The organism is Reichenbachiella carrageenanivorans (assembly GCF_025639805.1).
Classification (GTDB): Bacteria; Bacteroidota; Bacteroidia; order Cytophagales; family Cyclobacteriaceae; genus Reichenbachiella; species Reichenbachiella carrageenanivorans.
This window is the reverse complement of sequence record NZ_CP106735.1, coordinates 1,037,766-1,060,403: the sequence shown is the minus strand read 5'-3', so window position 1 is coordinate 1,060,403 and position 22,638 is coordinate 1,037,766. Positions and strand designations below refer to the sequence as shown.

General features: G+C 42.4%; 18 protein-coding genes. 9 read left to right on the top strand and 9 right to left on the bottom strand.

The window, feature by feature from the left end; genetic code table 11:
* Positions 1 to 7: 7 nt before the first annotated feature.
* On the top strand, positions 8 to 841 hold the full coding sequence (locus tag N7E81_RS04165) for a peptidylprolyl isomerase (protein ID WP_263052024.1): 834 nt from the start codon (positions 8 to 10) through the stop codon (positions 839 to 841).
* A gap of 39 nt (positions 842 to 880) precedes the next feature.
* Here the strand turns inward: N7E81_RS04165 and sdaAA are convergent, their stop codons facing one another.
* Together sdaAA and asnS are read right to left on the bottom strand one after the other, a co-directional pair.
* Positions 881 to 1,777, bottom strand: coding sequence for an L-serine ammonia-lyase, iron-sulfur-dependent, subunit alpha (sdaAA, locus tag N7E81_RS04160; RefSeq protein ID WP_263052023.1), 897 nt, complete (start codon positions 1,775 to 1,777; stop codon positions 881 to 883).
* Between the two features lie 85 nt (positions 1,778 to 1,862).
* Positions 1,863 to 3,314: an asparagine--tRNA ligase gene (gene asnS / locus N7E81_RS04155; RefSeq protein ID WP_263052022.1), complete on the bottom strand. Its 1,452-nt coding sequence runs from the start codon at positions 3,312 to 3,314 to the stop codon at positions 1,863 to 1,865.
* Between the two features lie 273 nt (positions 3,315 to 3,587).
* On the opposite strand from asnS, the gene N7E81_RS04150 reads away from it, so the two are divergent.
* The 4 genes from N7E81_RS04150 (at position 3,588) to N7E81_RS04135 (ending at position 6,783) form a co-directional block, all read left to right on the top strand.
* Positions 3,588 to 4,589: an adenosine kinase gene (locus N7E81_RS04150; RefSeq protein ID WP_263052021.1), complete on the top strand. Its 1,002-nt coding sequence runs from the start codon at positions 3,588 to 3,590 to the stop codon at positions 4,587 to 4,589.
* A gap of 10 nt (positions 4,590 to 4,599) precedes the next feature.
* Positions 4,600 to 5,013 (top strand): OsmC family protein, encoded by a 414-nt coding sequence (locus tag N7E81_RS04145; protein ID WP_263052020.1) that lies wholly within the window; start codon positions 4,600 to 4,602, stop codon positions 5,011 to 5,013.
* A 375-nt stretch (positions 5,014 to 5,388) separates the two neighbouring features.
* Positions 5,389 to 5,865, top strand: a complete 477-nt coding sequence (locus N7E81_RS04140; RefSeq protein WP_263052019.1) for a hypothetical protein — start codon at positions 5,389 to 5,391, stop codon at positions 5,863 to 5,865.
* A 9-nt stretch (positions 5,866 to 5,874) separates the two neighbouring features.
* On the top strand, positions 5,875 to 6,783 hold the full coding sequence (locus N7E81_RS04135; protein ID WP_263052018.1) for a hypothetical protein: 909 nt from the start codon (positions 5,875 to 5,877) through the stop codon (positions 6,781 to 6,783).
* A gap of 115 nt (positions 6,784 to 6,898) precedes the next feature.
* Here the strand turns inward: N7E81_RS04135 and N7E81_RS04130 are convergent, their stop codons facing one another.
* From N7E81_RS04130 to N7E81_RS04115, 4 genes are read right to left on the bottom strand one after another with little or no spacing between them, the layout of a single operon-like run.
* The gene (locus N7E81_RS04130) at positions 6,899 to 9,127 is read right to left on the bottom strand and encodes a hypothetical protein (protein WP_263052017.1); all 2,229 of its coding nucleotides are present in this window, start codon (positions 9,125 to 9,127) and stop codon (positions 6,899 to 6,901) included.
* Positions 9,128 to 9,130: 3 nt separating this feature from the next.
* Positions 9,131 to 11,218 carry an OmpA family protein gene (locus tag N7E81_RS04125; RefSeq protein WP_263052016.1) on the bottom strand — a complete coding sequence of 696 codons (2,088 nt, stop codon included), beginning with the start codon at positions 11,216 to 11,218 and terminating at the stop codon, positions 9,131 to 9,133.
* A gap of 8 nt (positions 11,219 to 11,226) precedes the next feature.
* On the bottom strand, positions 11,227 to 15,231 hold the full coding sequence (locus tag N7E81_RS04120) for a CHAT domain-containing protein (RefSeq protein ID WP_263052015.1): 4,005 nt from the start codon (positions 15,229 to 15,231) through the stop codon (positions 11,227 to 11,229).
* Between the two features lie 45 nt (positions 15,232 to 15,276).
* Entirely contained in the window at positions 15,277 to 15,633 is a 357-nt protein-coding gene (locus N7E81_RS04115) for a C2 domain-containing protein (protein ID WP_263052014.1), read from the bottom strand.
* Positions 15,634 to 15,706: 73 nt separating this feature from the next.
* Between N7E81_RS04115 and N7E81_RS04110 the strand changes: the two genes are divergently transcribed.
* Positions 15,707 to 16,861, top strand: coding sequence for a glycosyltransferase family 4 protein (locus tag N7E81_RS04110; protein WP_263052013.1), 1,155 nt, complete (start codon positions 15,707 to 15,709; stop codon positions 16,859 to 16,861).
* On the opposite strand, the gene gldB is transcribed toward N7E81_RS04110, so the two are convergent.
* Positions 16,862 to 17,956, bottom strand: coding sequence for a gliding motility lipoprotein GldB (gene gldB, locus N7E81_RS04105; protein WP_263052012.1), 1,095 nt, complete (start codon positions 17,954 to 17,956; stop codon positions 16,862 to 16,864).
* A gap of 25 nt (positions 17,957 to 17,981) precedes the next feature.
* On the opposite strand from gldB, the gene N7E81_RS04100 reads away from it, so the two are divergent.
* Positions 17,982 to 18,614, top strand: a complete 633-nt coding sequence (locus N7E81_RS04100) for a porin family protein (RefSeq protein WP_263052011.1) — start codon at positions 17,982 to 17,984, stop codon at positions 18,612 to 18,614.
* 18 nt (positions 18,615 to 18,632) lie between these two features.
* On the opposite strand, the gene N7E81_RS04095 is transcribed toward N7E81_RS04100, so the two are convergent.
* Positions 18,633 to 20,183 (bottom strand): Rne/Rng family ribonuclease, encoded by a 1,551-nt coding sequence (locus N7E81_RS04095; RefSeq protein WP_263052010.1) that lies wholly within the window; start codon positions 20,181 to 20,183, stop codon positions 18,633 to 18,635.
* A 470-nt stretch (positions 20,184 to 20,653) separates the two neighbouring features.
* Positions 20,654 to 20,944, bottom strand: coding sequence for an HU family DNA-binding protein (locus N7E81_RS04090; protein ID WP_263052009.1), 291 nt, complete (start codon positions 20,942 to 20,944; stop codon positions 20,654 to 20,656).
* A gap of 105 nt (positions 20,945 to 21,049) precedes the next feature.
* On the opposite strand from N7E81_RS04090, the gene mutY reads away from it, so the two are divergent.
* Both mutY and N7E81_RS04080 read left to right on the top strand, forming a co-directional pair.
* Positions 21,050 to 22,132, top strand: a complete 1,083-nt coding sequence (gene mutY, locus N7E81_RS04085; RefSeq protein ID WP_263052008.1) for an A/G-specific adenine glycosylase — start codon at positions 21,050 to 21,052, stop codon at positions 22,130 to 22,132.
* 39 nt (positions 22,133 to 22,171) lie between these two features.
* Positions 22,172 to 22,621 carry a single-stranded DNA-binding protein gene (locus N7E81_RS04080; protein ID WP_263052007.1) on the top strand — a complete coding sequence of 150 codons (450 nt, stop codon included), beginning with the start codon at positions 22,172 to 22,174 and terminating at the stop codon, positions 22,619 to 22,621.
* The last annotated feature ends 17 nt before the right edge of the window (positions 22,622 to 22,638 follow it).

Below are 22,638 nucleotides of genomic sequence, written 5' to 3'. Positions count from 1 at the left end.
CATTACCATGAAAAAACACCTCCTACTTGCATTGACTACGCTGATCGTTTTGTCGTCCTGCGCCAAGGATAAGAAAGACGCAGTGATTACCATCAAAACTTCTTATGGAGACATGAAGGTGATCTTATTTGAAGAAACACCTAAGCACAAGGCCAATTTCATCAAACTAGCAGAAGAAGGGCAGTACGATAGCACCACTTTTCACCGCATCATCAAAGAGTTTATGATTCAGGGTGGCGATGTGGATGCAAAAAATGGAACGAGGTCTACGAAAACCATTCCTGCAGAAATAGTAGAAGGTTTTTATCATGAAAAAGGGGCATTGGCAGCGGCTCGTCAAGGAGATAGAGTGAACCCTGAAAAGGCGTCTAGCTGGTGCCAATTTTACTTGGTGCATGGCAAGACATTTTCTGAAGCAGAGCTTACGGTAGATCAGCGTGAGCTCAATCAAGCCATTGGCCAACTGATGAGATATGCGAGCCATGAGGATATCAAAGACGAGTTTGCCGCACTGCAAGAGAAAGAAGATTATGAGGCCATGAACCAGCTGGCGCTAGAATATGTGGATTTGGCAGAGAAAGAGCTAAACATCAAATTGAAGAAGTCTATCTCAGCTGAGCGCTTGAAGCTTTATACCGAAGTAGGCGGAGCACCTCACCTCGACGGAGAATACACCGTCTTTGGCAAAGTGGTAGAAGGCCTCGACATAGTAGATAAAATCGCCGAAGTAGAAACGGCTCGTGGCGACAAACCTATAGATGCGATTTATATTTCTATGGAAGTAGAAAGAATACCCAAAAAGAAAATCACCAAGCTATACGGCTACGAATATCCTGAATAATCGTAGTCGCTTGACGTTTTTTTTAGGAGCCTAGTAGGATTACTCCTCATCGAGCATATCTATATCTTGAATCAATACTCGTTTGGAAATGGTTTGTCCAGTTTTGGTGGCGGCTAGCCCTCCCATGGCTGTTTCTTTGTAGCGAGTTTCCATGCTTTGCCCTACCTCACCCATGGCCTCAGCGCATTCATCTACGGGGATCACACTGTCCACGTCCGATAGAGCGATTTGCGCAGATGAGTTGGCTATGGCAGCGGCACTGGCATTGCGAACGACACAGGGCACTTCCACCAGCCCGGCTACAGGGTCGCAGACCAGTCCCAGCATACATTGTAAGGTAATGGCTACCGCATTGAATACCTGATCTATCGAGCCTCCGAGGCAATAGACAATACTGCCCGACGCCATCGCAGCAGCACTGCCTGTTTCGGCTTGACAGCCCCCCACTGCGCCTGCCAATGAGGCTTTTTGCTCTAGGATGAGTGCTATGCCAGCACTGATAAGTAAGGCTTCGTGGATTTTCTTGTCGTCTACTTGATGAATCGACTGCATAGTGGTGAGGACGCCTGGTAAAATACCTGAGGCACCTGCCGTAGGTGCTGCCACTACACGTCCCATGCAGGAGTTGACTTCTTTGGCTGCCAAGGCACTAGCAATGAGTGTTTGAAATTCTCTGGATAAGACAACTGTTTTGTTCTTTGCTACTTTCTTTGCGCCGTTTTTGATCATGCCTGAGTGTGAAATCATGTCTTCAGTTAGGCCGGTTTCCACGGCTTCTTTCATGACTTGATAAGCACTGGCCAATCCTGACCAAATGGCTGCTGCAGTAGCGCCTTTTTGCTCGATCTCATAGTTGAGGACTGGCTCGTACAGGAGTGCGCCCTCTTTTTCACAAAGTGCTTTCCAGCCTTTGAAATCGTTGAATAGAAATGACATGATTTTTGGGTTTAATGTCTTCTAAAGTTACTAAGAATCTTGGCTGCTTGTTGTTAGGAGCAGCCAAGAATTGTTTTTGAGCAGTTTAAAACTCTGCGTTACCAGGAGTTCTAGGGAAAGGGATCACGTCTCTGATGTTGGTCATGCCCGTCACAAAGAGGATCATTCTTTCGAAGCCCAATCCATAGCCACTATGAGGCGCCGAGCCAAATTTGCGGGTATCTAGGTACCACCATAGTTCGTCTTTAGGCACGCCCATCTCGTCCATGCGCTGCTCTAGTTTGTCTAGTCTTTCTTCACGCTGCGAGCCACCAATGATTTCGCCTATGCCTGGGAATAGGATGTCCATGGCTGCTACGGTTTTTCCGTCATCGTTTTGCCGCATATAGAAAGCCTTGATGTCTTTCGGGTAGTCCGATAGGATGACTGGTTTTTTGAAATGCTTCTCTACCAAATATCTCTCGTGCTCTGATTGCAAATCTGCGCCCCAAGCGTCGATCAAGTATTTGAATTTCTTTTTTTTGTTTGGCTTCGAGTTTCGTAAGATGTCGATCGCCTCGGTATATGTGACGCGCTCAAACTTGTTGTCCACCACAAATTTCAATCTATCGAGCAAGTACAGCTCTGGGCGTTCAGTTTCTTTCTTGTTTTTGTTTTCTTCTACCTCACGGTCGTGCAAAAACTGTAGGTCATCGCCACAGTTATCTAGCGCATATTGCACCAAGTATTGGAGCATTTCCTCGGCTAGATCCGCATTGTCGTCGGCATCGAAAAAAGCCATCTCTGGTTCGATCATCCAAAACTCCGCCAAGTGGCGAGTGGTATTTGAGTTTTCGGCTCTAAACGTGGGGCCGAAGGTATAGATCTGTCCTAGTGCCATGGCTGCCAATTCGCCTTCTAGCTGACCAGATACGGTCAGGTTAGTTTCTTTGCCGAAAAAGTCTTCTTTGTAGTCGATTGCACCATCTTCGGTTTTGGGCAGGTTGTCCATGTCGAGCGTAGTCACTCTGAATGTCTCACCAGCTCCCTCCGCATCCGATGCCGTGATGACAGGTGTATGGATGTTCAAAAATCCTTTCTCGTTGAAGAATTTGTGCACGGCAAAAATCATGGCATGGCGAATACGGTACACTGCTCCAAACGTGTTGGTACGTGGACGTAAGTAGGCGATCTCTCTGAGAAATTCTAAAGAATGCTTTTTAGGTTGTAGTGGATATTTTTCAGGGTCGGCTTCTCCCAGTACTTCGAGTGATTTTACGTGCATCTCTACAGATTGACCAGAGCCTTGAGAGGCTACGATTTCGCCTTGGGCAGCTACACAAGCACCCGTGGTTACCTTCTTCAATACGTCTTCTGTAATGAGACTTGGGTCTGCTACCAATTGCAAATTATTGATCGTCGAACCGTCATTGAGCGCTATGAACGCTACATTTTTGTTTTGTCGTTTGGTTCTTACCCATCCTTTCACGAGCAGGCTGTTGCCTACTTCTGCTGATTTTAAAACCTCTAATACTTTGGTTTGTCTTTCCGTGCTCACGTTTCTCTGATTTTTGATTCAATAATTGCCTGATAATGAAGGCAGAGCGCAAAAAAAAAGTATTTTAAGTTCCTGTGCAATTAATTCGGAGTCGGAAGTCAGGAGTCAGAATTCTACTGACTTTTGTCTTCTGGCTTCACGCTTTTCAAACTATGCTGTATGAGTACCTCGCATGATGTTGGATTTTTGACACAACTATAAGTCTCAATAGACTAAAATTCATTCTCTTTGCGCCAAGCAAAACCGACTTGTAATTAAAAAAATAAGTAAAATATGAAGAAGTACGATGTGTATGGCATAGGCAATGCCTTGGTAGATTTGGTCTTTGAGGTCGATGATAAGTTTTTATCTGATTATCAGGTAGAAAAAGGGTTGATGACTTTGGTAGAAGAGGATCGCCAAAAAGAGTTGATCAGTGCTATAGATATCGACGAAAATATGATGAAAGGCGGAGGCTCTGCGGCCAATACCGTGGTAGCGGCGAGCCAACTGGGAGCCAAATGCTACTACTCTTGTAAGGTGTCTAATGACGAATTTGGTCAGTTCTATTTGAAGGATTTGGCTGCAAACCAAGTGGACACCAAGCTGACGCCAGCCACCGCACCCGAAGGAATCACGGGCAAATGTCTGGTGATGGTGACTGCTGATGCCGAACGTACGATGAATACCTTTTTGGGGATTACGTCTGACTTTTCTGTAGCCGAAATTGACGAAGAAGCAATCAAGGCGTCGAAATACATTTATTCTGAGGGCTATTTGGTGCCTTCTCCATCTGGGAGAGCGGCCATGCTCAAGGGCATGGAAGTGGCTAGAGCCAATGGCGTAAAAGTGGCCCTTTCATTTTCTGACCCTAGTATGGTCAAGTTTTTTAGAAATGAAATGGCGGAAGTAGTAGGCAATGGAGTAGATCTTTTGTTTTGCAACGAAGAGGAAGCCATGCTTTATACTGAAAAAGACAATTTGAAAGAAGCCAGAGAAGAATTGAAAAAAATAGCTGATCGGTTTGTGATTACGCTTGGCAAAAATGGTGCGATGATTTTTGATGGAGACACTTTTATAGACATAGAACCATATCAGGTAGATGCTATAGATACCAATGGTGCCGGAGACATGTATGCGGGAGCTTTTATGTTTGGCATCACCAATGGTCATTCGTATGCTGAAGCAGGCAAGATCGCTAGCTTGGCGTCTTCAAAAGTAGTTTCGCAGTTTGGGCCAAGATTGGAACCAGAGCAGACCAAATCAGTGTTGACACATTTGTTTGACAGTAACTAAACTGATAATAATGAGCATGACATCTACATTACACTATAAAGCGGACAACGAGTTTGAAGCTACGAATCAAGCAGGCAATACGGTGTCCATGGATATGTATCCACAAGCAGAGAAAAAAGATCAGTCTCCTATGGATTTGGTCTTGTCGGCGGTAGCAGGTTGCGCGGCGGTAGACATTGTGTCTATGATCAAAAAGAAGCGTAAAACCTTCGTGGATTTAAAATCTGAAACAACAGCCGAACGTGCCGAAACGTTCCCTAAGAAGTTTACTAAAATCCACATCAAATACATCATTACTTCTCCTGATCTGACGGAGAAAGAAGCAGAAAAAGTAATAGATCTTGCTGTCAACAACTACTGCAGCGTAGCTTCGTCTCTCCATCCAGATATTACACTTACGCATAGCTTCGAAATCGTACGATAATTGAAATATATTTGGCCAGGAGGCTCAATCCGCCTGGCCAAATTTTATTCATGTCTACGAGCATCTCTTTTCGCTATTCCAAATAATATTTTGAAATTATATGAGTTTTTTATCTAATTAAAAGATATTTATCGGAAATAATAGTGTTCTGGAAAACAATTTCTAATCACGGTCTTTTCAGCGTCCTTAAATTTTAAAAAATAGGCTTGTTTATAGCCTTTTTTTACTTTTAAGCAGCATATTCACTTCAAATACCGTTGTGTAGAATAAACAATATTCAAAAATAGTGTGTGATTTTTTTCTGAGTAGTCTTCGCTAAATCTAAATTTATATAGATTTGTTGCAATTTTAATATAACCGATAACTAAATTAATAATGAAGAAACTATCGTACATTTTTTTATGTGTATCTCTATTGGCTACAGGATGTAGTACACCAGAGGACAGTGTTTTTGAAACAGTGGTAGGTACAGCTACTATCGAGGGCAAATTAACATTTAATAAAGACCAAACAGGGACTGATGTAGTACCAGCAAGTGGAGCAAAAGTGACCATTACTTATAGTTCAGAAGACGTGTCTTATGGCAATCCAAATGGCGTGGACGTAACTAAAACAGTAGAAGTGACTACTAATGATCAAGGACGTTTCACTGCAGAAGTACCAGCTATTGCAAAAACAGCTACTTATACGATTAAACCTCAAGATTTTCTAACAGAATACCAAGTATCTGATGGAGGTACTGGCTTAGAGACGAAGACAGGATACTACGAAAAGGATGAAGAAACAGTAGACACTTTTGAAGGAGAAACTACCTACGTATCTTATGAGTACACTTTTGTAAGCGAATTTTAATTTAGTACTATGCTGAAGAAATTATTATTTATAGCGATGGTGCTTCCGTTATGTGCTTATGCACAGGAAGAAACCAACGAGACAACAACGATGGCAACAGGCACAGCAGATGCTCCTTCGTTTAAGAACAAAAGAGGTGTTGAGGTATTGCCACAAGCGGGTGATTGGAGTATTGGCATTAGTGCGTCTACTGCATTGGACTATTTGGGAAATATTTTCACTACAGGGACTAATAATAACAGCGACTGGTGGGAATACAAAGGTTCTCCAGCTACACAGACCGTGATCCAAGGTAAGTATTTTACTTCTGGTACTTTCGCTTACAGAGCTGGTGTGAATTTGAACTTTGCAAATGGTAAAGCTTATTATCAAACGAATGATGATAATGGTTCTTCTCCAGATTCGTATGTGCAAGATACGCGTACTTATAGCCGAGCTGGTGTGACGCTTTTGGTGGGTGCAGAAAAACGAAAAGGAACAGGTCGTGTACAAGGCGTATATGGAGCTGATGTATTCTTTTCTTTTGCTTCAAATACCAAGTACACGTACGAGTATGGAAATGCCATTACGGAGACGAATCAGTCGCCTACGTTTAATGCTCCACAAGTTGGTGTAGGAGGAACTTCTCCATCAGAAGGATACCGAATCACTGATACAAAGGGCACTTCTAACTTTGGTGTTGGCGCTCAAGCCTTTATTGGTGTAGAAGTATTTGTATTCCCTAAAATATCTCTTGGAGGGATGTTTACATGGGGTGTTTCTTATACAAGCACTGGTACGAGCTATGTCACCGAGGAAGCTTGGGATGGACAGTCCGGTAGCGTGAAAGAATACACGACTACTACGATTAATGGATATGACCTCAATGCAGGTATCGGAAACATGAATGGTATAGTATCTGCTAATTTCTACTTCTAGTAGAAAACAAAAAGCTTAAATTGAAAAGAGGCCGCATTTACGGCCTCTTTTTTTATGTATCGGATTCCTTGACGTTACTCGATGATTGAGCTACCCAATCTTAGATCGTAGGGGACTAATCTATGGAGCTGCTTACCGTATCTAGTTGGCGGTTTACGATGAAATGTACAAGATTAGATGAATTGCTTTCAAATTGGTGTTGACTCAAATCTTTGCTACCGAACAGGTTGATGCAGTGATCACCAGCTTTGTACAAATGTGTGGTGATGTAGGGTAGGCTGTTTGGTAGTAAGACTTGCTTGCTGAGCTGCCCACTGTTGTTCACCTTCATTAGATAGGCAGCATAACCATTGTCTATTCGGACAAACTTGCCTGATTCATCTTTGATTCGACTATAGTTGCCAGAGAGTAGGTAGCCGTCTTCTAATGTGACCAGCCCAGAGAGATCACCCATTAGTTCGAAAGCATATTGCCATTTGAGATCACCTACCACGTTGTAATTGGCCAAAATCACTTTGCTTGCTTCTGTGCGGTTGGCCTCTAGTCCTATGCCGTTGAATCCAATCAAGAATGTGTTAGTTTGCTCTTCAAACACCATGAATCTAGGAAATTCACTAATCGTTAAATTTTTGACTTGCTGTTCAGCGCCATTGTCGCTATAGGTATAGAGGGTGTTGATTTGTGCTCGGGTGATGGGATTGTGTGCATTGAGCAACAAGCTACAGCCGCCTTGTCCGTTGGTCATGGCGGTAAGAAGGGTATGTGCATTTTCTCCAGATACCTGCATGCTAAGTTCCTTGTACCAGCTTATGGTACTATTGGCTTCTTTTCTACAAGCAAAGGTTGTAATCAGATTGGTCTTAGGGTGTAGAAATACTCCGCCCAAGTAAGCAGACCCGTCGATATTGACTACTTTGTGAGTAGTAATTTTGTTGCTAGAGTGGATGGAGTCGAGTGTGATACGAGTGACATAGTCTGGTATGACAATACCACGATACTTTACCGTAGTTAGTGTCGAGTCACCGTTTAGTAGATGCCTAGAGAGGTGCTGTATTTTTTCGACGTATGTATCAAAATGAGTACGGTTTTCTTTGCGCGCTGTGGAAACTAGGGTGGTGATACCAGATTGTCCTTTGTAATAGGTCGTAAGAAAGGGCTTATACTTTTGAAAAGACTCTTCTGTGTTTCGGGTCTCCACTTCCTGCAAGAGAGTATCAGACTTGGTAAATGCATTGAGCATCAAGCCGTAGTTGAATATTTTTCTGTCTGGGGCAATGTCTGTGGATGTTTCCATTTGGGCTGTTGCCAATTCGTTGTGCAAAAGCGTATATTTTTTCTCTTTGTATAAAAACAAAGGTTCTACCACGGAGTTGAGATCAAATTTTCTAAGTGTAAACAGAAACTCTTTGTTTATCGATAAGGGTTCTTTTATGCCATTATTGAAGTCAGTGGTTACTTGTTTGATTTTTGTATTTGCAGCTTTTTCGTTAGTGGCCATCATTTGGCGTAAAGTACTGATACGTGATTGAATATAAGCCCGTACCTCATCGGTCCATTTGGCATAGTTCCAGATCGGTATCTTTTCATGTTCCAGAAAATTAATTTCTACGGCAAGTCCATCGAGTTTGTAGATGTTGATGGTGTCTATTTCCAACTGCTGATAATAGCCGATGTCGTATATCGCTATACTGTCTTGATAGGCTTGAAATGCGGATAAGAACTGGTTGTAATTTTCTTTAATATCAATAAAGTCTTTCTCCATGTTTTCGTCATAGAGCAAGTAGAGATCCTTGAGTGTGGCATGATCTCCGATCAGTTGAGTAAATATTTTGTTAGCCTTATCGTAATGAGAGTAGCTTTTGGTAAAGCTTTCATAGATGGCTGGCATATGGTTTTCGAATGCCGCCATTTCGGTTCGTATATTTATAATTTTGGTATATATAGTATCTATCGATACGGTGTATTTCATTTTGTCATCGTAGATGGCAAAGTTCACATACTCTTCTTTGTTTTTTTTCACTTCTTTTTCTGTGAGAAATTTTTCACAGTTGTCCAAGGCGGTGTTAGCCAGTGCAATGTTGGCCATGGCTTTTTTATACCCAGTGATAGGATCACTGTCTTCGAACCTTTTATTATATAGTAGAGCCAGCTGAAGGTACATACTGGGGTTTTCAGGCTCCTCTTCTATCAACAGTTTGAGGTCAGATACACCGTTGCCAGTAGATCCATTGAGAATGGAGGGCAGCACGTCTTCATATTTCAATTTCTTTTGAGCATTGATTGGTTCAACAAGAAACAGGGCACAAAAAGAAAGGAAAGATGATATGATTAGTATTTTTTTCATGGATTAGATCGCTAATATTTTGAGTACTACTCTTCGGTTTTTGGCTCGACCTTCTTCGGTGTCATTGTCCACTAGGGGCGTGCTTTCGCCGTAGCCTACGTGCTTCATTCGGTCTTTTGGGATATCATTTTCTATCAGAAATAGGCCTACTTCTTCTGCTCTGCGCTTGGATAGCATCAGGTTGTAGGCATCCGAGCCAACATTGTCTGTGTGGGCTGAAACTTCTACCTTAAGCGTGGGATTGTCCTTCATCAGTCCTACTACTCGGTTGAGTTCTATAAAGGAGTTTTCGGTGAGTAGATTAGAGTTGGATTCAAACAAAATCTCTTTGAGAGTCAAATTAGTGCCGACCAAGAGCGGCTGGAGTTTCATTTCTATTACAGGTGCTTGTGCCTCTACAGTCTCTGTGTCGTCGGAGATGTCGAGTACGGTAGTGTTGAAGGCGTAGCCTTGATCACTAGTAGCTTCTATTTCGTAGCGGTCGCCTACTCTGAGGCCTACGGATTCGTTGCCTTCTACGATGATGGTCTCGTCTCTATTTCGATTGCGGATGCGGACGCGTGAGCGAACCTTGGCGTTATTGTTGAGGTCGGCAACGTTGATTGTAATTTGTTTCTTTTTGGGGATCAGTTCGATGTCCTTTTCAAATTTTGGATAAATCATCAATCCAGAAATATCGAAGACAAAATATTCGCTTTGAAAATTTTTCTTATCAATGATCACCTCGTAGGCATTGCCCAGAGGCAAGTCCATTTCGATCTGCCCTGTGGATGGGTCGCTTTCTACTTCGAGCATGATACTCCGTTCGCCTTCTATCTTCACTTTTATCGAGGCTTCGATAGGTTCGAATATCTCAATGTCGTAGATGTTGAGCTGTAGTTTGGCGGATTGGTACAGCTTCACATCATATTCTATTTCTCGGTATTCGTCCACCTCTGTCAGGTTGTAATGCGCCGAGTAGGTCGTGTAGCCTTCTTTCCTAAATTCTACATTGTAGCTACCTCCTACTGCCAGTACCAAGCTGAATTTTCCATCGTTGGGATTGCTGGAAAGGATCATGAGTTCTTCAGAAGTAAATGCATCACGCACGATGATGTCTGTAGCGATGCCCTCTTCTGAATTCCCATCTTTCACATAGCCTTGGATCACATTGTTTCTAAACTGCTGATACTTGGGTGGAATGTCTACTTGATAGATGTCTTTCGAGTTGATGTAATACATCTTGTCTCCTTGGGCAGCAATACATGGAAATTGGTCGTTGTGCTCCGAGTTTACATACTGCAGTGGTACGGGTGTAGTCCAGTCTCCAGCATCATCCAAGTAGGATTGGTATAAGTCATACTTCCCAAGGCCTCCTAATCGATTAGATGAAAAAATGAGCGTACGGTTATCGGCCATGATTCTGGGCGCTTTTTCACAGTCCTGATTGATCGGATAGGGCAGCATGGTAGGGGTCGACCAATTGCCATCGGCGTCTTTATCAGATTTGTAAATCGAGTAGCAGGTCTGTCCTTGCGTTTGCTCACGGAGTTCTTCGTCGGTAGGGCCAGCCTCATTTACCCGCACAAAATAGAGGGTCTTGCCATTAGAAGATATTGAAGGAAACCCTTCGAACCCACTGGTGTTGATAGGCGCGCCTATATTGGTAGGGCTAGACCAGCCATGACTTTCCCTAGTGGCGTAGTAGATGTCGTCGGCACCCATGCCGCCAGAAAAGGAGCTAAAAAAGTAGAGCATATTGCCATCAAAACTCACACTAGGCCCGCCGATCAGGTCATTCTCAGATCCGTAGTTGTTGATGCTGTCGATGGAGATAGGCGCGCCCCAGTGCCGCTGGTTATCGCGCATACTTTCGTATAGTTTGTAGGCACCTGTTTTATTGGATTCGAAAATCATCACTTTGCCATCTGCGGAGATGGATGGTGCATATTCGGTTGAGTCAGTATTGATATTTCCTACCTTATGACTGGTGTTTTTATAGTAAGCCATGGAGTCGAAGGCTACCGTGGCGGACTGGTCTTGTGCTACTCCAGACTGATGTAGTATCGTGCACAGTACGATCACACCAAGGAGTGAAGGATTAAATTTCATTTTTTATATCAATTACCTAGTATCACAAATGCACCCCAGTAGTAAGGTTGCGTATAATCTTTTTTCAATTTCAGAATAGAGTTTCTAAAAGCTTCTTTTTTGGATTGGCCACTGAGCCAGTTTTCGTAAAATTGAGACATGAGGCGCTGTGTGGTTTCGTCGTTTACTTTCCAGAGACTCATGATGAGGTTGTCGGCGCCAGCCACGATAAATGAGCGTTGAAGTCCATAGACCCCTTCTCCGTTTTTCACCTCGCCTAGTCCCGTTTCACAGGCCGACATCACGACTAGTTCGGTTTCGTCTAGTTGCAAATTCATAGCTTCATAGGCTGTGAGAATGCCGTCCTCGTCGTAGGGTAGTGTTTCTCCATGTAGTGTTTTTGATGCACCTGCGAGGAGTAGCCCTGATCTCAAGAGGGGATTGTATCTAGCTTCTTGGGCTTGTATACCTTCATTGGCATCGGGTTTGATTTGCATATCTGTCATAAAGAAGCCATGCGTGGCGATGTGAAGCAGCTTGGGGTTGCTGATCTTCTTTACATTCACTTCATTGGCCTCAGCAGCCTCATATTTATCATATTTCCAAAAATTCTGATCTAGGGTATGTACGATATTGTTGATTTCTTCTAGCGTACCTGGGAGGGCAGAGATACCAGATTCAAAGCCTCTTTCGGTAGCCGCTGCACTAGCGGTCAGATCGCTCTCGCCTAGTTCATAATCGGGGAATCCAAATACCGCTGCGGTATTTTGTTTTAACGCTTGACTGGCAGGTTTCGATTGGGTGAGTTCCTTGGTATTGCTGAGTAGATTGATGGCATATTTATCTATCACATACGTCTTGCTTTTGGTGTCATACAGGGTATTGACATTCACCTTGTTGTATACGCCATCGGAGGAGAGGTACACCGTGCGGATGTCGCCCAATTGGGCGTCGATGGCTTGCCAGTATTGGTCATACGACTTAGGGTCTTCCATTTTATAGACGATCATGTTTTTATAAAATTTGAAAGATTTGGTGTCCATGATCAAACCGTCTGTGATTACTACGAGTGCGGGATAGGAGTCGGGCGTGCCTTTGATCACAAGCGCTGCATAGTACACCGAGTCATTTTTGGTGTTTTTCTTAATGCGCAAGATTTCTATGGCGGCCTCATCGGTTCCGAGTTGCTTTTGCACTGTTTTCCAATCGATTTTCTGTTTGTCAAACTCCCCTGCAAATACCGCAGACATTTTTGAAATATCCTTTTCTAGGGTATTGGATTTTGCTTGTAAGGTGCCAAGGTCTATGTTGTTTTTCACCAATTCATCTTTGGATAAGCTGAGCGCTTTTACCAAGTCTTCTTTGGCATTTTGCCATTCGTTGAATTTGGCTACCAGCTGTGGATCTCCACTTGCCAAAATGGTATTTCTGATTTTGTTGCTGGCATTGAGCAATAGCGCCTTGGTGTTGAGTTGCAAATCATAAAGATCTGCGGCTACTTGATGTCGAGTGGTTTCATCGCCCCTGGCATGGTAGATGTACTCCACAGCAAAATCCTGAAAAGCTTCAAAGACGGGTTTTATTTTGGCATAAAAGGCGCTTTTTTCTTCTTCACTCAGCGAAGGAAAATAGTTTTCGATGCTGCTGAGATAGGATTGGATGACTATCCGATAATCGGCCAATGCACCTTCGTAATCTTCTGTTTTTTGTTTGACCGCGGCCAATCCATAATAGGAGTAAGCCAAGTCTGGGTGACTCTCGTTGAGTAATTGGCTTCTTTGAGCCACCACTTGCTCAAACATGGTTTGCGCTTCGTCGTATTGCTCTAGTTCTTGTTTTAGTACGGCCAGGTTGTAGAGCGTATTGGCATACGAAGGGTGGTCAGTACCATAGGTGTTTTCATAAATGGTCAAGGCTTCTTGGTAGCGGGTAGCTGCTTCATCGTATGCCCCCAGTTCTTCTAGGGTCGAGGCCAAGTTGTGCAACGTCTTAGAGTACAATGGGTGATTTACCCCCAGCACTTCTTTGTCAAGTGCCAGCGCTTCTTCTAGTTCCAGTTTACTGGATTCTACATGGCCTTCCATATAGTTGAGCGAGGCTAGGTTTTCCAGTGCAGAGATATAGTCGATGTGGTATTTGCCATGTGTTTTTTCGAAAGAGGCGAGCGCCGTTTCTATTTTCATTCGTGCGGCTTTGGTATTACCCATTTTTATATAAAGCGTACCAAGTTCGTTGGAAGTATTGGCGTAGTAGATGTGGTCTGTGCCGAGGGTGTTTTCATATTTCTGAAGCGCCTCTAAAAAATACGCTTCGGCTTCACCAAAATGCCCAAGGGCACGATTGATCAGACCCAAATTAGTGAGTGTATAGGCAAAGGCTACATCATCTGTCTCTGGTGTATTTGATTTGAGCTGGTAGACCTCATCTAGTACTTCTTTAGATTTAGAATACTTGCCAGTGGTCAGGTATAGAATGCCCAAGTTCTCGTACGAAGAAAGGTAAGAGGGGCTTTCTGCGCCAAAAAGTCTTTGCTTGGTCGCAATGGATTTGAGAAGCATCGCTTCGGCCTGGTTGAAGTCTCCGCTGGCTTGCAGGTAGGCAGCATAGTTGCCTAAGAAGTTGGCATACTGCATTTCGGCAGTAGCCGACAGATCGTCGTAGTAGGGTTTGATCTCTTCGTATAGTGCTCCAGCCTCGTTTAGTCTGTTGAGAATGGTATATAGAGATGCCATTCTCAGACTGATATCGCTAGACTCCAGCTTGTTGAGCGGCACGAGAGCGAAGGCTTCTTTCAAGGTGGTTTCGGCTGGTTCGTATTGGCCCATGGCCGATAGCGCCGTTGCTTTGGCCTTGAGTAGAGGTACGATCTGTGACCGATCATCTATTGCTTTTGCCAGTGTATTATCGCAAGTGAGCAACGCTTCGGCATATGCTCCTCGGTCTACAAAAATGAGCGCTTGACCTGTAGTCGCCAGAAAATAGGGCTTCAACGGGATTTCGCTTGGGAAGATATAATTGGCAATGATCTCGTCATAAGCCACCAGTGCCGAATCATAGGATTCGTTGATGTAGTGGATATTGCCCAGATTGGCCAATGCAATGTAATAGGCTTCGTCTTTGGCTTCAGCTTGCTGATCCACTACGCCAGACATTAGTTTGAGCGCTTCGGTCAGGTTGCCTTCACGCTGGTACAGTAGCGATAGGTTGTTGAGGGCGATCACATAGTCAGGGTGGCTTTGCGCACTGAGATTGTCGAATAGATCTATGGCGGATTGGTAGTTGGTGGCTGCTTCGGGGAGCTGGTTGCTGTCTTCGTAGGCCGAGGCTATTTTCACCATGAGGCTGGCTAGATCTTCTGAGGCACCGTCTTGTTCGTAGGCTTCTTTGATCGGTAATAGCGCGGCTATGGCTTGTTTGGGTCGGCCACTGACCAAACAAAAGTCTCCGTAGGTGTAGAGGATGTTGGCGTATTCAGGGGATTGCTCATCGGATTGTTCCATGGTGGCTATGGCCGATTCGAATAGTGGCGCACACGCTTCCCAGTCAGAGAGGTAGTAGTAGACCACGGCTAGATTGCCTTCTACTTCGGCTACTTCTAGGTCGTCTTTGGTATGGTAGGCTAGCAGGAGGGTTTGTGATTGAGAGAGCCATTGTTTGGCTTGTTCAAATTGCCCATTGGCAGAGTAGAGCAGTCCCAGATTGTATAGCGTGATGGCGTAATTTTCGTCGCTTGTTTGTTGTATGTTTTCAAGTACTTTTTTTTCCTTGTTGGCAAATGAAATTCCTTCTTCATAGTTTCCCTCGTCGTAGCAGATGAGTGCGAGTTGTCTAAGGATGGCGGCTATGTTTTTGTCTTCTGTCGCTACGGATTGGGTGTAGATGTCGAGGGCTTGACTACAGTTGGTTTTCGCGGCAGTGAGATTGTAGTTGTTGTAGTCTTCTATACTTTGGTTATATAGTTCGAGCCAGCCAGATTGTGCCATACTTAAAAATGGCAAAGCACTCAATAATAGAATGCAAGAAAATTTTCTCAAAAGAATTTTATTTTACGTGAGACAAAATGGGTCTATGTTGCTCGGTCAAATAATTTCCCAGTCAATGCTGTATCGTGCAGTTGTACTTTCGTTTAGAGGATTCATATCTACGGTATATGGGCCTCCTTTTTTGTCTGGCACAAAATACATGGTGCCCAACAAGTCGTTGGGGCTAAGTAGGTCATGATCCCATACTTCTATGGCTGCTCTTTCGTCAGGGATCAATCCTGTAATTGTCACATCCAGATCGTGTTTGCTATCAATCCGTACGTCTTCATGTTTTTTGTCTAGTGGCCAAATTTTCTCTCCATTGAACTTCAAAAAAACGTCATCATACTTCTCTTCATCATTTTGATAACAATGTAGTTGGATGAGTCTGACAGTAAGTTTTTCAATTTCCATTCTAATGAAATTAGACAGCAAGACAAATGCTTATTAACTTGAACCTAAAGTAATGAAAATAATACTCTAATTCGTGCCGAAGATATTATATATCCATCAATATTTCAAATCGCCAGCAGATGGAGGTAGTCTGCGCTCTTATTATTTAGCACGGGCACTTTCGGCTCATTTTCAAGTTACGATGATTACTGCGTATAATGGCTCGACAAGGCATAAGAAAAATGTAGATGGCATTGATGTGGTCTACTTGCCAGTGGCTTATGCCAATGAAATGAGTTTTTCCCGTAGAGGATGGGCATTTGTGCGTTTCATGATCTTGGCGATGTTGGAGTCGTGCAGACATCGAAATATAGATTTGTGCTATGTGATGACTACGCCTTTGTCTACAGGGGTGGTCGCCCTTTTTAACAAATGGGTATTGGGGAGAAAATATATTTTCGAAGTGGGAGATCTATGGCCACAAGTGCCCATAGACATGGGATTGCTTCAGGGTGTATGGAAGCAAAAAATGCTGAAAGTAGCAGAGCGTTTGTTTTATCAAAAAGCCAGTGGATTGGTAGGGTTGTCTGAGCCTATTACTGCATACTTACAGTCGGTTGCACCAGCGGTATCGTGCGAGACGGTTTATAATATAGCAGATTGTGATAGGTTTATTCCTGCTTCAAAAAATAGAATTCAGAATCAGTTTGTGATTAGCTATACGGGTACATTTGGTTTGGCCAATGATCTTGCTCAGATCATCGATTGGGCAGAGGCGGTGCAGGATCTCCCCGTTCGTTTTGTTCTAGTGGGCGACGGTGCAGAGAAGCTCAAGGTGACCGAATGGGTGAAAACCAAAGGGTTGAATCATGTGGCTATTTATGATACGATGGGTAAAGAAGAAGTGCAGGAGGTGGTAAATGCTACTGATGCCATGTTGGTGTCATTTGCTGATGTGCCTTCTTTGCACACGGGTAGTCCAAACAAGTTTTTTGATGCACTCGCGGCAGGCAAATTAGTTGTGACCAACTTTGGTGGGTGGATTGGTGATTTGATTGTACGGGAAAAGTGTGGTTTTTTTGCGTCTTCACCAGCGGCATTTCGCGAGCAGCTGGAGGTCTTTCTTAGCGATAAGGAGCAGCTCCAAACTTACCAATCTAATGCCAGGCAACTAGCAGAAGAACGGTATAGTCTAGCAATACAATCCAGTGTTCAAATGGATTATATTGTGCGTATCCTAACAAAATGATTATTGAGATTTATTTCTCGGTTTGTAGTTGGATTGCTGAAATATTTTGTGAGCATCCGTGTCTGCCATCAGGTCAGTAAAGGAGACCTCTGGGTGTTCGTTCATATACTTGCGCACAATTTGCCAACCCAACCAAGCACCGACTCGACCAGGACAATTTTTACTGATCTCTACAACATTGGGGCGCTCGCCGATGAATTTGTTTTTTAGAAAGTGACTGGTTTCATAGAGCATTTCATTTTCTATAATATTGGCCCAGATAATTTCTTGGTTGGTTTGTACCGCATGCATTTCCTCGGAAGTATAGCCGATGATTAGCGAGTCAGGCGTGCATGGCAGTGCTTGTTCTACGAAATAGTAAGACTTGCCTAGGTTGACCATGTCTGCTAATAATGTTCCGTGAGATTGGTCTGCAAGGTTAAATTCATTGGACACAAAACTGAGTGTAATGGGCGCGAGACTTTCTTTCATGTATCGTTTTACGATGTATCTAGGGATGTCATTTGGGTAGTATCTGCCATGCTCGCCCGCAAAATAATCTAAGCCCAGTACGATGAGAGAATCGGAAATATACATGTCATTATAAAACCCAGTAATGATTGTTTGAATCTTAGGAACCCTACTGGTAGGGTAGTGGTATTTTATAAATTGATAGGCTGTGGTGAGTTGGTCTATGTTTTGATCAAAATCCGAAAAATAAACCTTAGTGTCATCAATCAAAGTGTCGATTGAAGGTTGCTTCATGAGACGAAACAGTCGTTTGGCAAGAATAGTGTCGTTGGGGTATTGCAGGGCATCTAGAAAGTAATTTGCCATCACACGATTCTGCTGAAAAAAGGCAAGCACCTGTTCTGTGTTTTTCAAATCTATTATTTCGTTTTCTAGGCGTTCCACATTTAGTTGGATAGGTACATCTGCATATCTGTTTTTCTGATCACAGTTACTGCTGTTACAGGAAGACAGACCCGCAATTCCGAGTGTACTGACTAATATTATAATAATTAATTGATAAATTGTTCGCTGCTTCAAGCCTATGGACTTTAGATTTGTAATGGAAGATACCTCTTGTTTGAGGACTCGTATAAAGAATGACAAAACTATTTATTTATTTTAATTTCTTATGAAGAAAATCATCCTAGTCTCTGCCGTTATTTTGGTTTCTATTGTTAGCTATGCTCAGCCTAAATTGAGTCTGATGGTGGCGCCAAGTATCTCTATGAACAGAGTAGTCTATGTCGAAGATGCCACAGGAGACATCACGAATGACGGTTCTAAAATGAAATTTAAATTTGGTCTCGAAGCTGATTTTATGTTGTCTGAGACCTATGCCTTTAGTACTGGTTTGATTTTCGCACCTAAGCGTGCTGGGTTTACTGTAGAGCCTGTAGGTGCGTCGCCTTATACGGAGGATTACAAAGTGCACTATCTTCAGTTGCCAATGACCTTAAAACTTTTCACGAGCGAAATCCAACCAGACTTGAAAGCCTTTTTTCAAATCGGCTTTAAAGGAGAAATCAAGTTGCACGACGAAGCCTATGAGGATGATTATGTTTTGATAGAGAAATTTCATCTCTTCGATTGTTCCTTTACAGGAGGTGTAGGGGTAGAGTATGGCGCAGGTATCAACACCATTTTGTATGGTGGTATCTTCTACGATCGTGGCTTGGTCGATATTGTGAAATCGTCTAAGGCAGACGGGCCACTTATCACTAAGATGGATATGTTGGATTTAAAAATTGGCCTCAAATTTTAGGCAAAAAAAAGATCGAACTTAAAGTTCGATCTGTTCTCCTAATCCATTAAGGAAATTATATTGTGTAATTGGCACGGACGAATCCTCTACCAAATGTACCCATCTTCTGTACTTGAAGTACCATTTCCATTGCCTTGAAATAAGCCCTTTTGTGAAAAAAGCGAATAAGTAAGGGTGAAGTGAAATAGTTAACTTCTTTTCATTTTGCTTTACTAGCAAGTGTTCAAGATCTTTTTCTACTTGATCAGTTACTAATATAGTAGCAGTGATTTTGCCAGTACCATTACATGTAGGGCAAACCTCACGTGTTTTGATATCTACTTCAGGTCTTACACGCTGACGCGTAATTTGCATCAAGCCAAACTTAGAGAGTGGCAAGACAGTAAATTTCGAACGGTCAGTTTTCATCTCGTCCTTCATCTTTTGAAAGAGCAGTTTTTTATTCTCTGCCTTTCTCATGTCGATGAAGTCGATCACGATAATACCTCCCATGTCGCGTAAGCGCAACTGACGAGCAATTTCTTTTGCTGCGTCCATGTTCACCTTCAATGCGGTGTTTTCCTGATTATCTTCTGCATTCGATTTATTGCCACTATTCACGTCTATGACGTGGAGTGCCTCGGTATGCTCGATAATCAAATAACCACCACCATCTATACTTACAGATTGACCAAATAGGCCTTTTAGCTGTTTTTCTATCCCGTAGGATTCAAACATTTTTGCTTTACCTGTGTATAATTTCACGATTTTCTCCTTATCAGGAGCAATGTCTTGAATGAAGCTTTTTACGTCTTTGTAAAGTGCTTTATCGTCGACCACAATGTTGTCGAAGGTCTCATTCAATACATCTCGAAGAATAGAGTTGGCGCGATTGATCTCACCAATAACTTTTTCGTTTGGTTTTACTTGCTTCAGTTTTTGCATTCCTGAAGACCACTTTTCTACCAATCCGCTTAAGTCTCTGTCCAACTCAGCTACATCCTTTCCGGCAGCAACTGTTCTGATAATGACGCCGAAATTTTCTGGCTTAATAGAGGTGATTAGTCGAAGCAAACGCTTCCTTTCGTTACTGTCTCCAATTTTTTTGGAAACACTGACAGCATCGGAAAAAGGTACGAGTACCAAATATCTTCCGGCTATCGACAACTCACTGGATAGTCTAGGCCCTTTAGTTGATATAGGTTCTTTTACAACCTGTACCAGAACACGTTGGTTTTTTGTTAAAACCTGGTTCATTTTCCCCAACTTGTTGATGTCAGGCAACCTTTTGAAACCATTCAAGTTCTTTCCAGTAATCTTACCAGAAAGCACTTGTTTGGTGCATTTCATTAAGGATTGCAGTTGGGGACCGAGATCTAAATAATGTAGGAAGGCATCCTTTTCATATCCAATATCTACAAAGGCGGCATTTAGCCCAGGAACTACTTTTTTAACAGATCCCAGGTATATGTCGCCTACATTGAACTGATGCCCATCATCGTCTTGATGAAACTCGGCTAACTTTTTATCTTTTAATAGGGCTATTCGACATCCATTCTGAGTTGAATTTATGATTAATTCGTTACTCAAAACTGATATGTTTTATAGGTTCAAATATTAATTCAAACAACCCAAGAAAGCACAATTATTTTTTCTTGTGTCTGTTCTTTCTTAGCCTCTTTTTTCTCTTGTGAGTAGATATCTTATGTCTTTTTCTTTTCTTACCGCAAGGCATAATCTAAAATCTTTAAATGTTCTAAATTCGTTTAATTTCTTTGTTTGATGATGAGATAACTCATCATCATTGGCACTTTATATTTTCAAAGCCTTTATTCTTTCAAAATTGTGAAGAAAAAGGACTTGTCAATTCGTTTCAAGGGTTGTAAAAGAGCGTTTAGTCAATCAGTAATTGAATATACCGCTCCCCCAAATAGTGCGCAAAGATAGTATTTTTTTTATTCTTCAAAAGAAATAGTTTCAATTAGCAATTGAATTGCTTGTGTAAATTGAAATTTCTCTTAAATCAACGGGGAGGTAATTGTACAATAACCCAAGCAAGATCAACCGATTTTCTTGCTGCTTTTTATTTTCTCCACAAATACTTTGGAAGGTTTAAAACTCGGAATATAGTGCTCATCTATAATGATGGCCGTATTTTTTGAGATGTTCCTAGCTATTTTCTTCGCTCTTTTTTTGTTAATAAAACTACCAAATCCACGAACGTATATATTTTCACCGTCCGCCATTGAATTTTTCACTACAGAAAAAAAAGCCTCCACTGATGCCTGAACGTCCAATCGGTCTATTCCTGTCTTTTCTGCTATCTCGTTGATCACATCTGCTTTCGTCACCTCTATTTTTTTAGGTATAAATAATAGTATAAATAAATTACAAACTAATTTAGTTGCCTGAAATTCAAGGATTTCAGAGCGCAAATAAACACAAAAAAACAATTATTGAGAAATATTAGTAGGCCTTTAAAGACAGGAAAAAGTCTGGGAAATGACGATTGGTTTTCGTCACAACTTCTTGATTGGTATGGTTTTAACAAACGCCACCTGCCTTGGAGGGAAACAAAGGATCCTTTTAAAATTTGGTTGTCAGAAATTATCCTACAGCAGACGCGCGTCAATCAAGGGATGCCTTACTATTTGAAATTCATAGCTAGTTATCAAACAGTACAGGATTTTGCGCAAGCAAATTTGGACGATATACTTAAACTTTGGCAAGGGCTAGGATATTATTCCAGAGCGAGAAATATGCACCAGTGTGCTAATGCTGTAATGAATCATTTTGGAGGGAATTTCCCGGACAACTATGCTGAGCTGCAAAAACTAAAAGGAATTGGGAAATATACTGCTGCGGCTATTGCGTCGATTTGCTTTGGAGAAGCTGTGCCTACTGTAGATGGTAATGTTTTTAGAGTGATGGCTAGGCTTTTTGGTATAGCTGAGGATATTGCAAAGACAAGTACGTTTAAGGTGTTTTTTGATCGGGCAAAGACCTTGATGCCAGCGGGTCACTCGGGAGATTTCAATCAAGCCATGATGGAATTTGGCGCTATGATATGTACGCCCAAATCACCCGAGTGCGCGACGTGTATGTTTGAGACACATTGCTTTGCCAAGTCAAAGGGACTAATCGATAGCCTGCCAGTCAAATCTAAGAATGTAAAAGTAAGGCACAGATATTTCAATTATTACGTTTACACTCATGAGGGTCAGGTTTTGATTCGCCAGCGATCAGAAGGGGATATATGGACAGGACTTTTCGAATTCGATATAGAGGAGACAAAAAAGAGTTTAAAAAGCAGTAGCTTTGAAGGCGGAAAACTGGAATACTCTTCTTCAGAAATGGTACATCAGTTGACGCATCAGAAATTGCATTTGCGATTTCATGTCTATGAAATGAGATCACAAAAAGCACTGGTGCAAGTGGGTGAAGCGAAACAAATGCTAATGGTATCGAGAGAAAGGATAGGAGACTATGCTGTCCCAAAACCGATTGAATTGTTTTTGAATAATGAGTTTTGTCGTTAAATTAAACCATTAGAATCAACCTAAAAAACAAATAAAATAATGGCTGGAGTAAATAAAGTAATCTTAGTAGGAAACCTGGGCAAAGACCCTGAAGTAAGACACCTTGACAATGGCAGAGCTGTGGCAAATTTTCCAATTGCGACAAGCGAAACTTATAAAAATAAACAAGGGGAAAAAGTGACTAATACAGAATGGCATAACATTGTGCTTTGGTCTCCATTAGCCGAAATAGCTGAGAAGTATCTCAACAAAGGCGGTCAGGTTTATATAGAAGGAAAATTAACCTCCCGATCTTACGACGACAAAGAAGGCGTCACTCGATACATCACCGAAGTGGTTGGTAGAGAAATGACGTTGTTGGGCTCTAGGCCTGAAGGAGCAGGCTCCTCTGCAGCCAGCCAGCCAGCAGCATCTGCTAATACGACAACAACCTCTACTGAGTCTGCTCCTGTAGAGGAATCGAACGAAATAGACGATCTTCCGTTCTAATCATCAAACTGTAATTT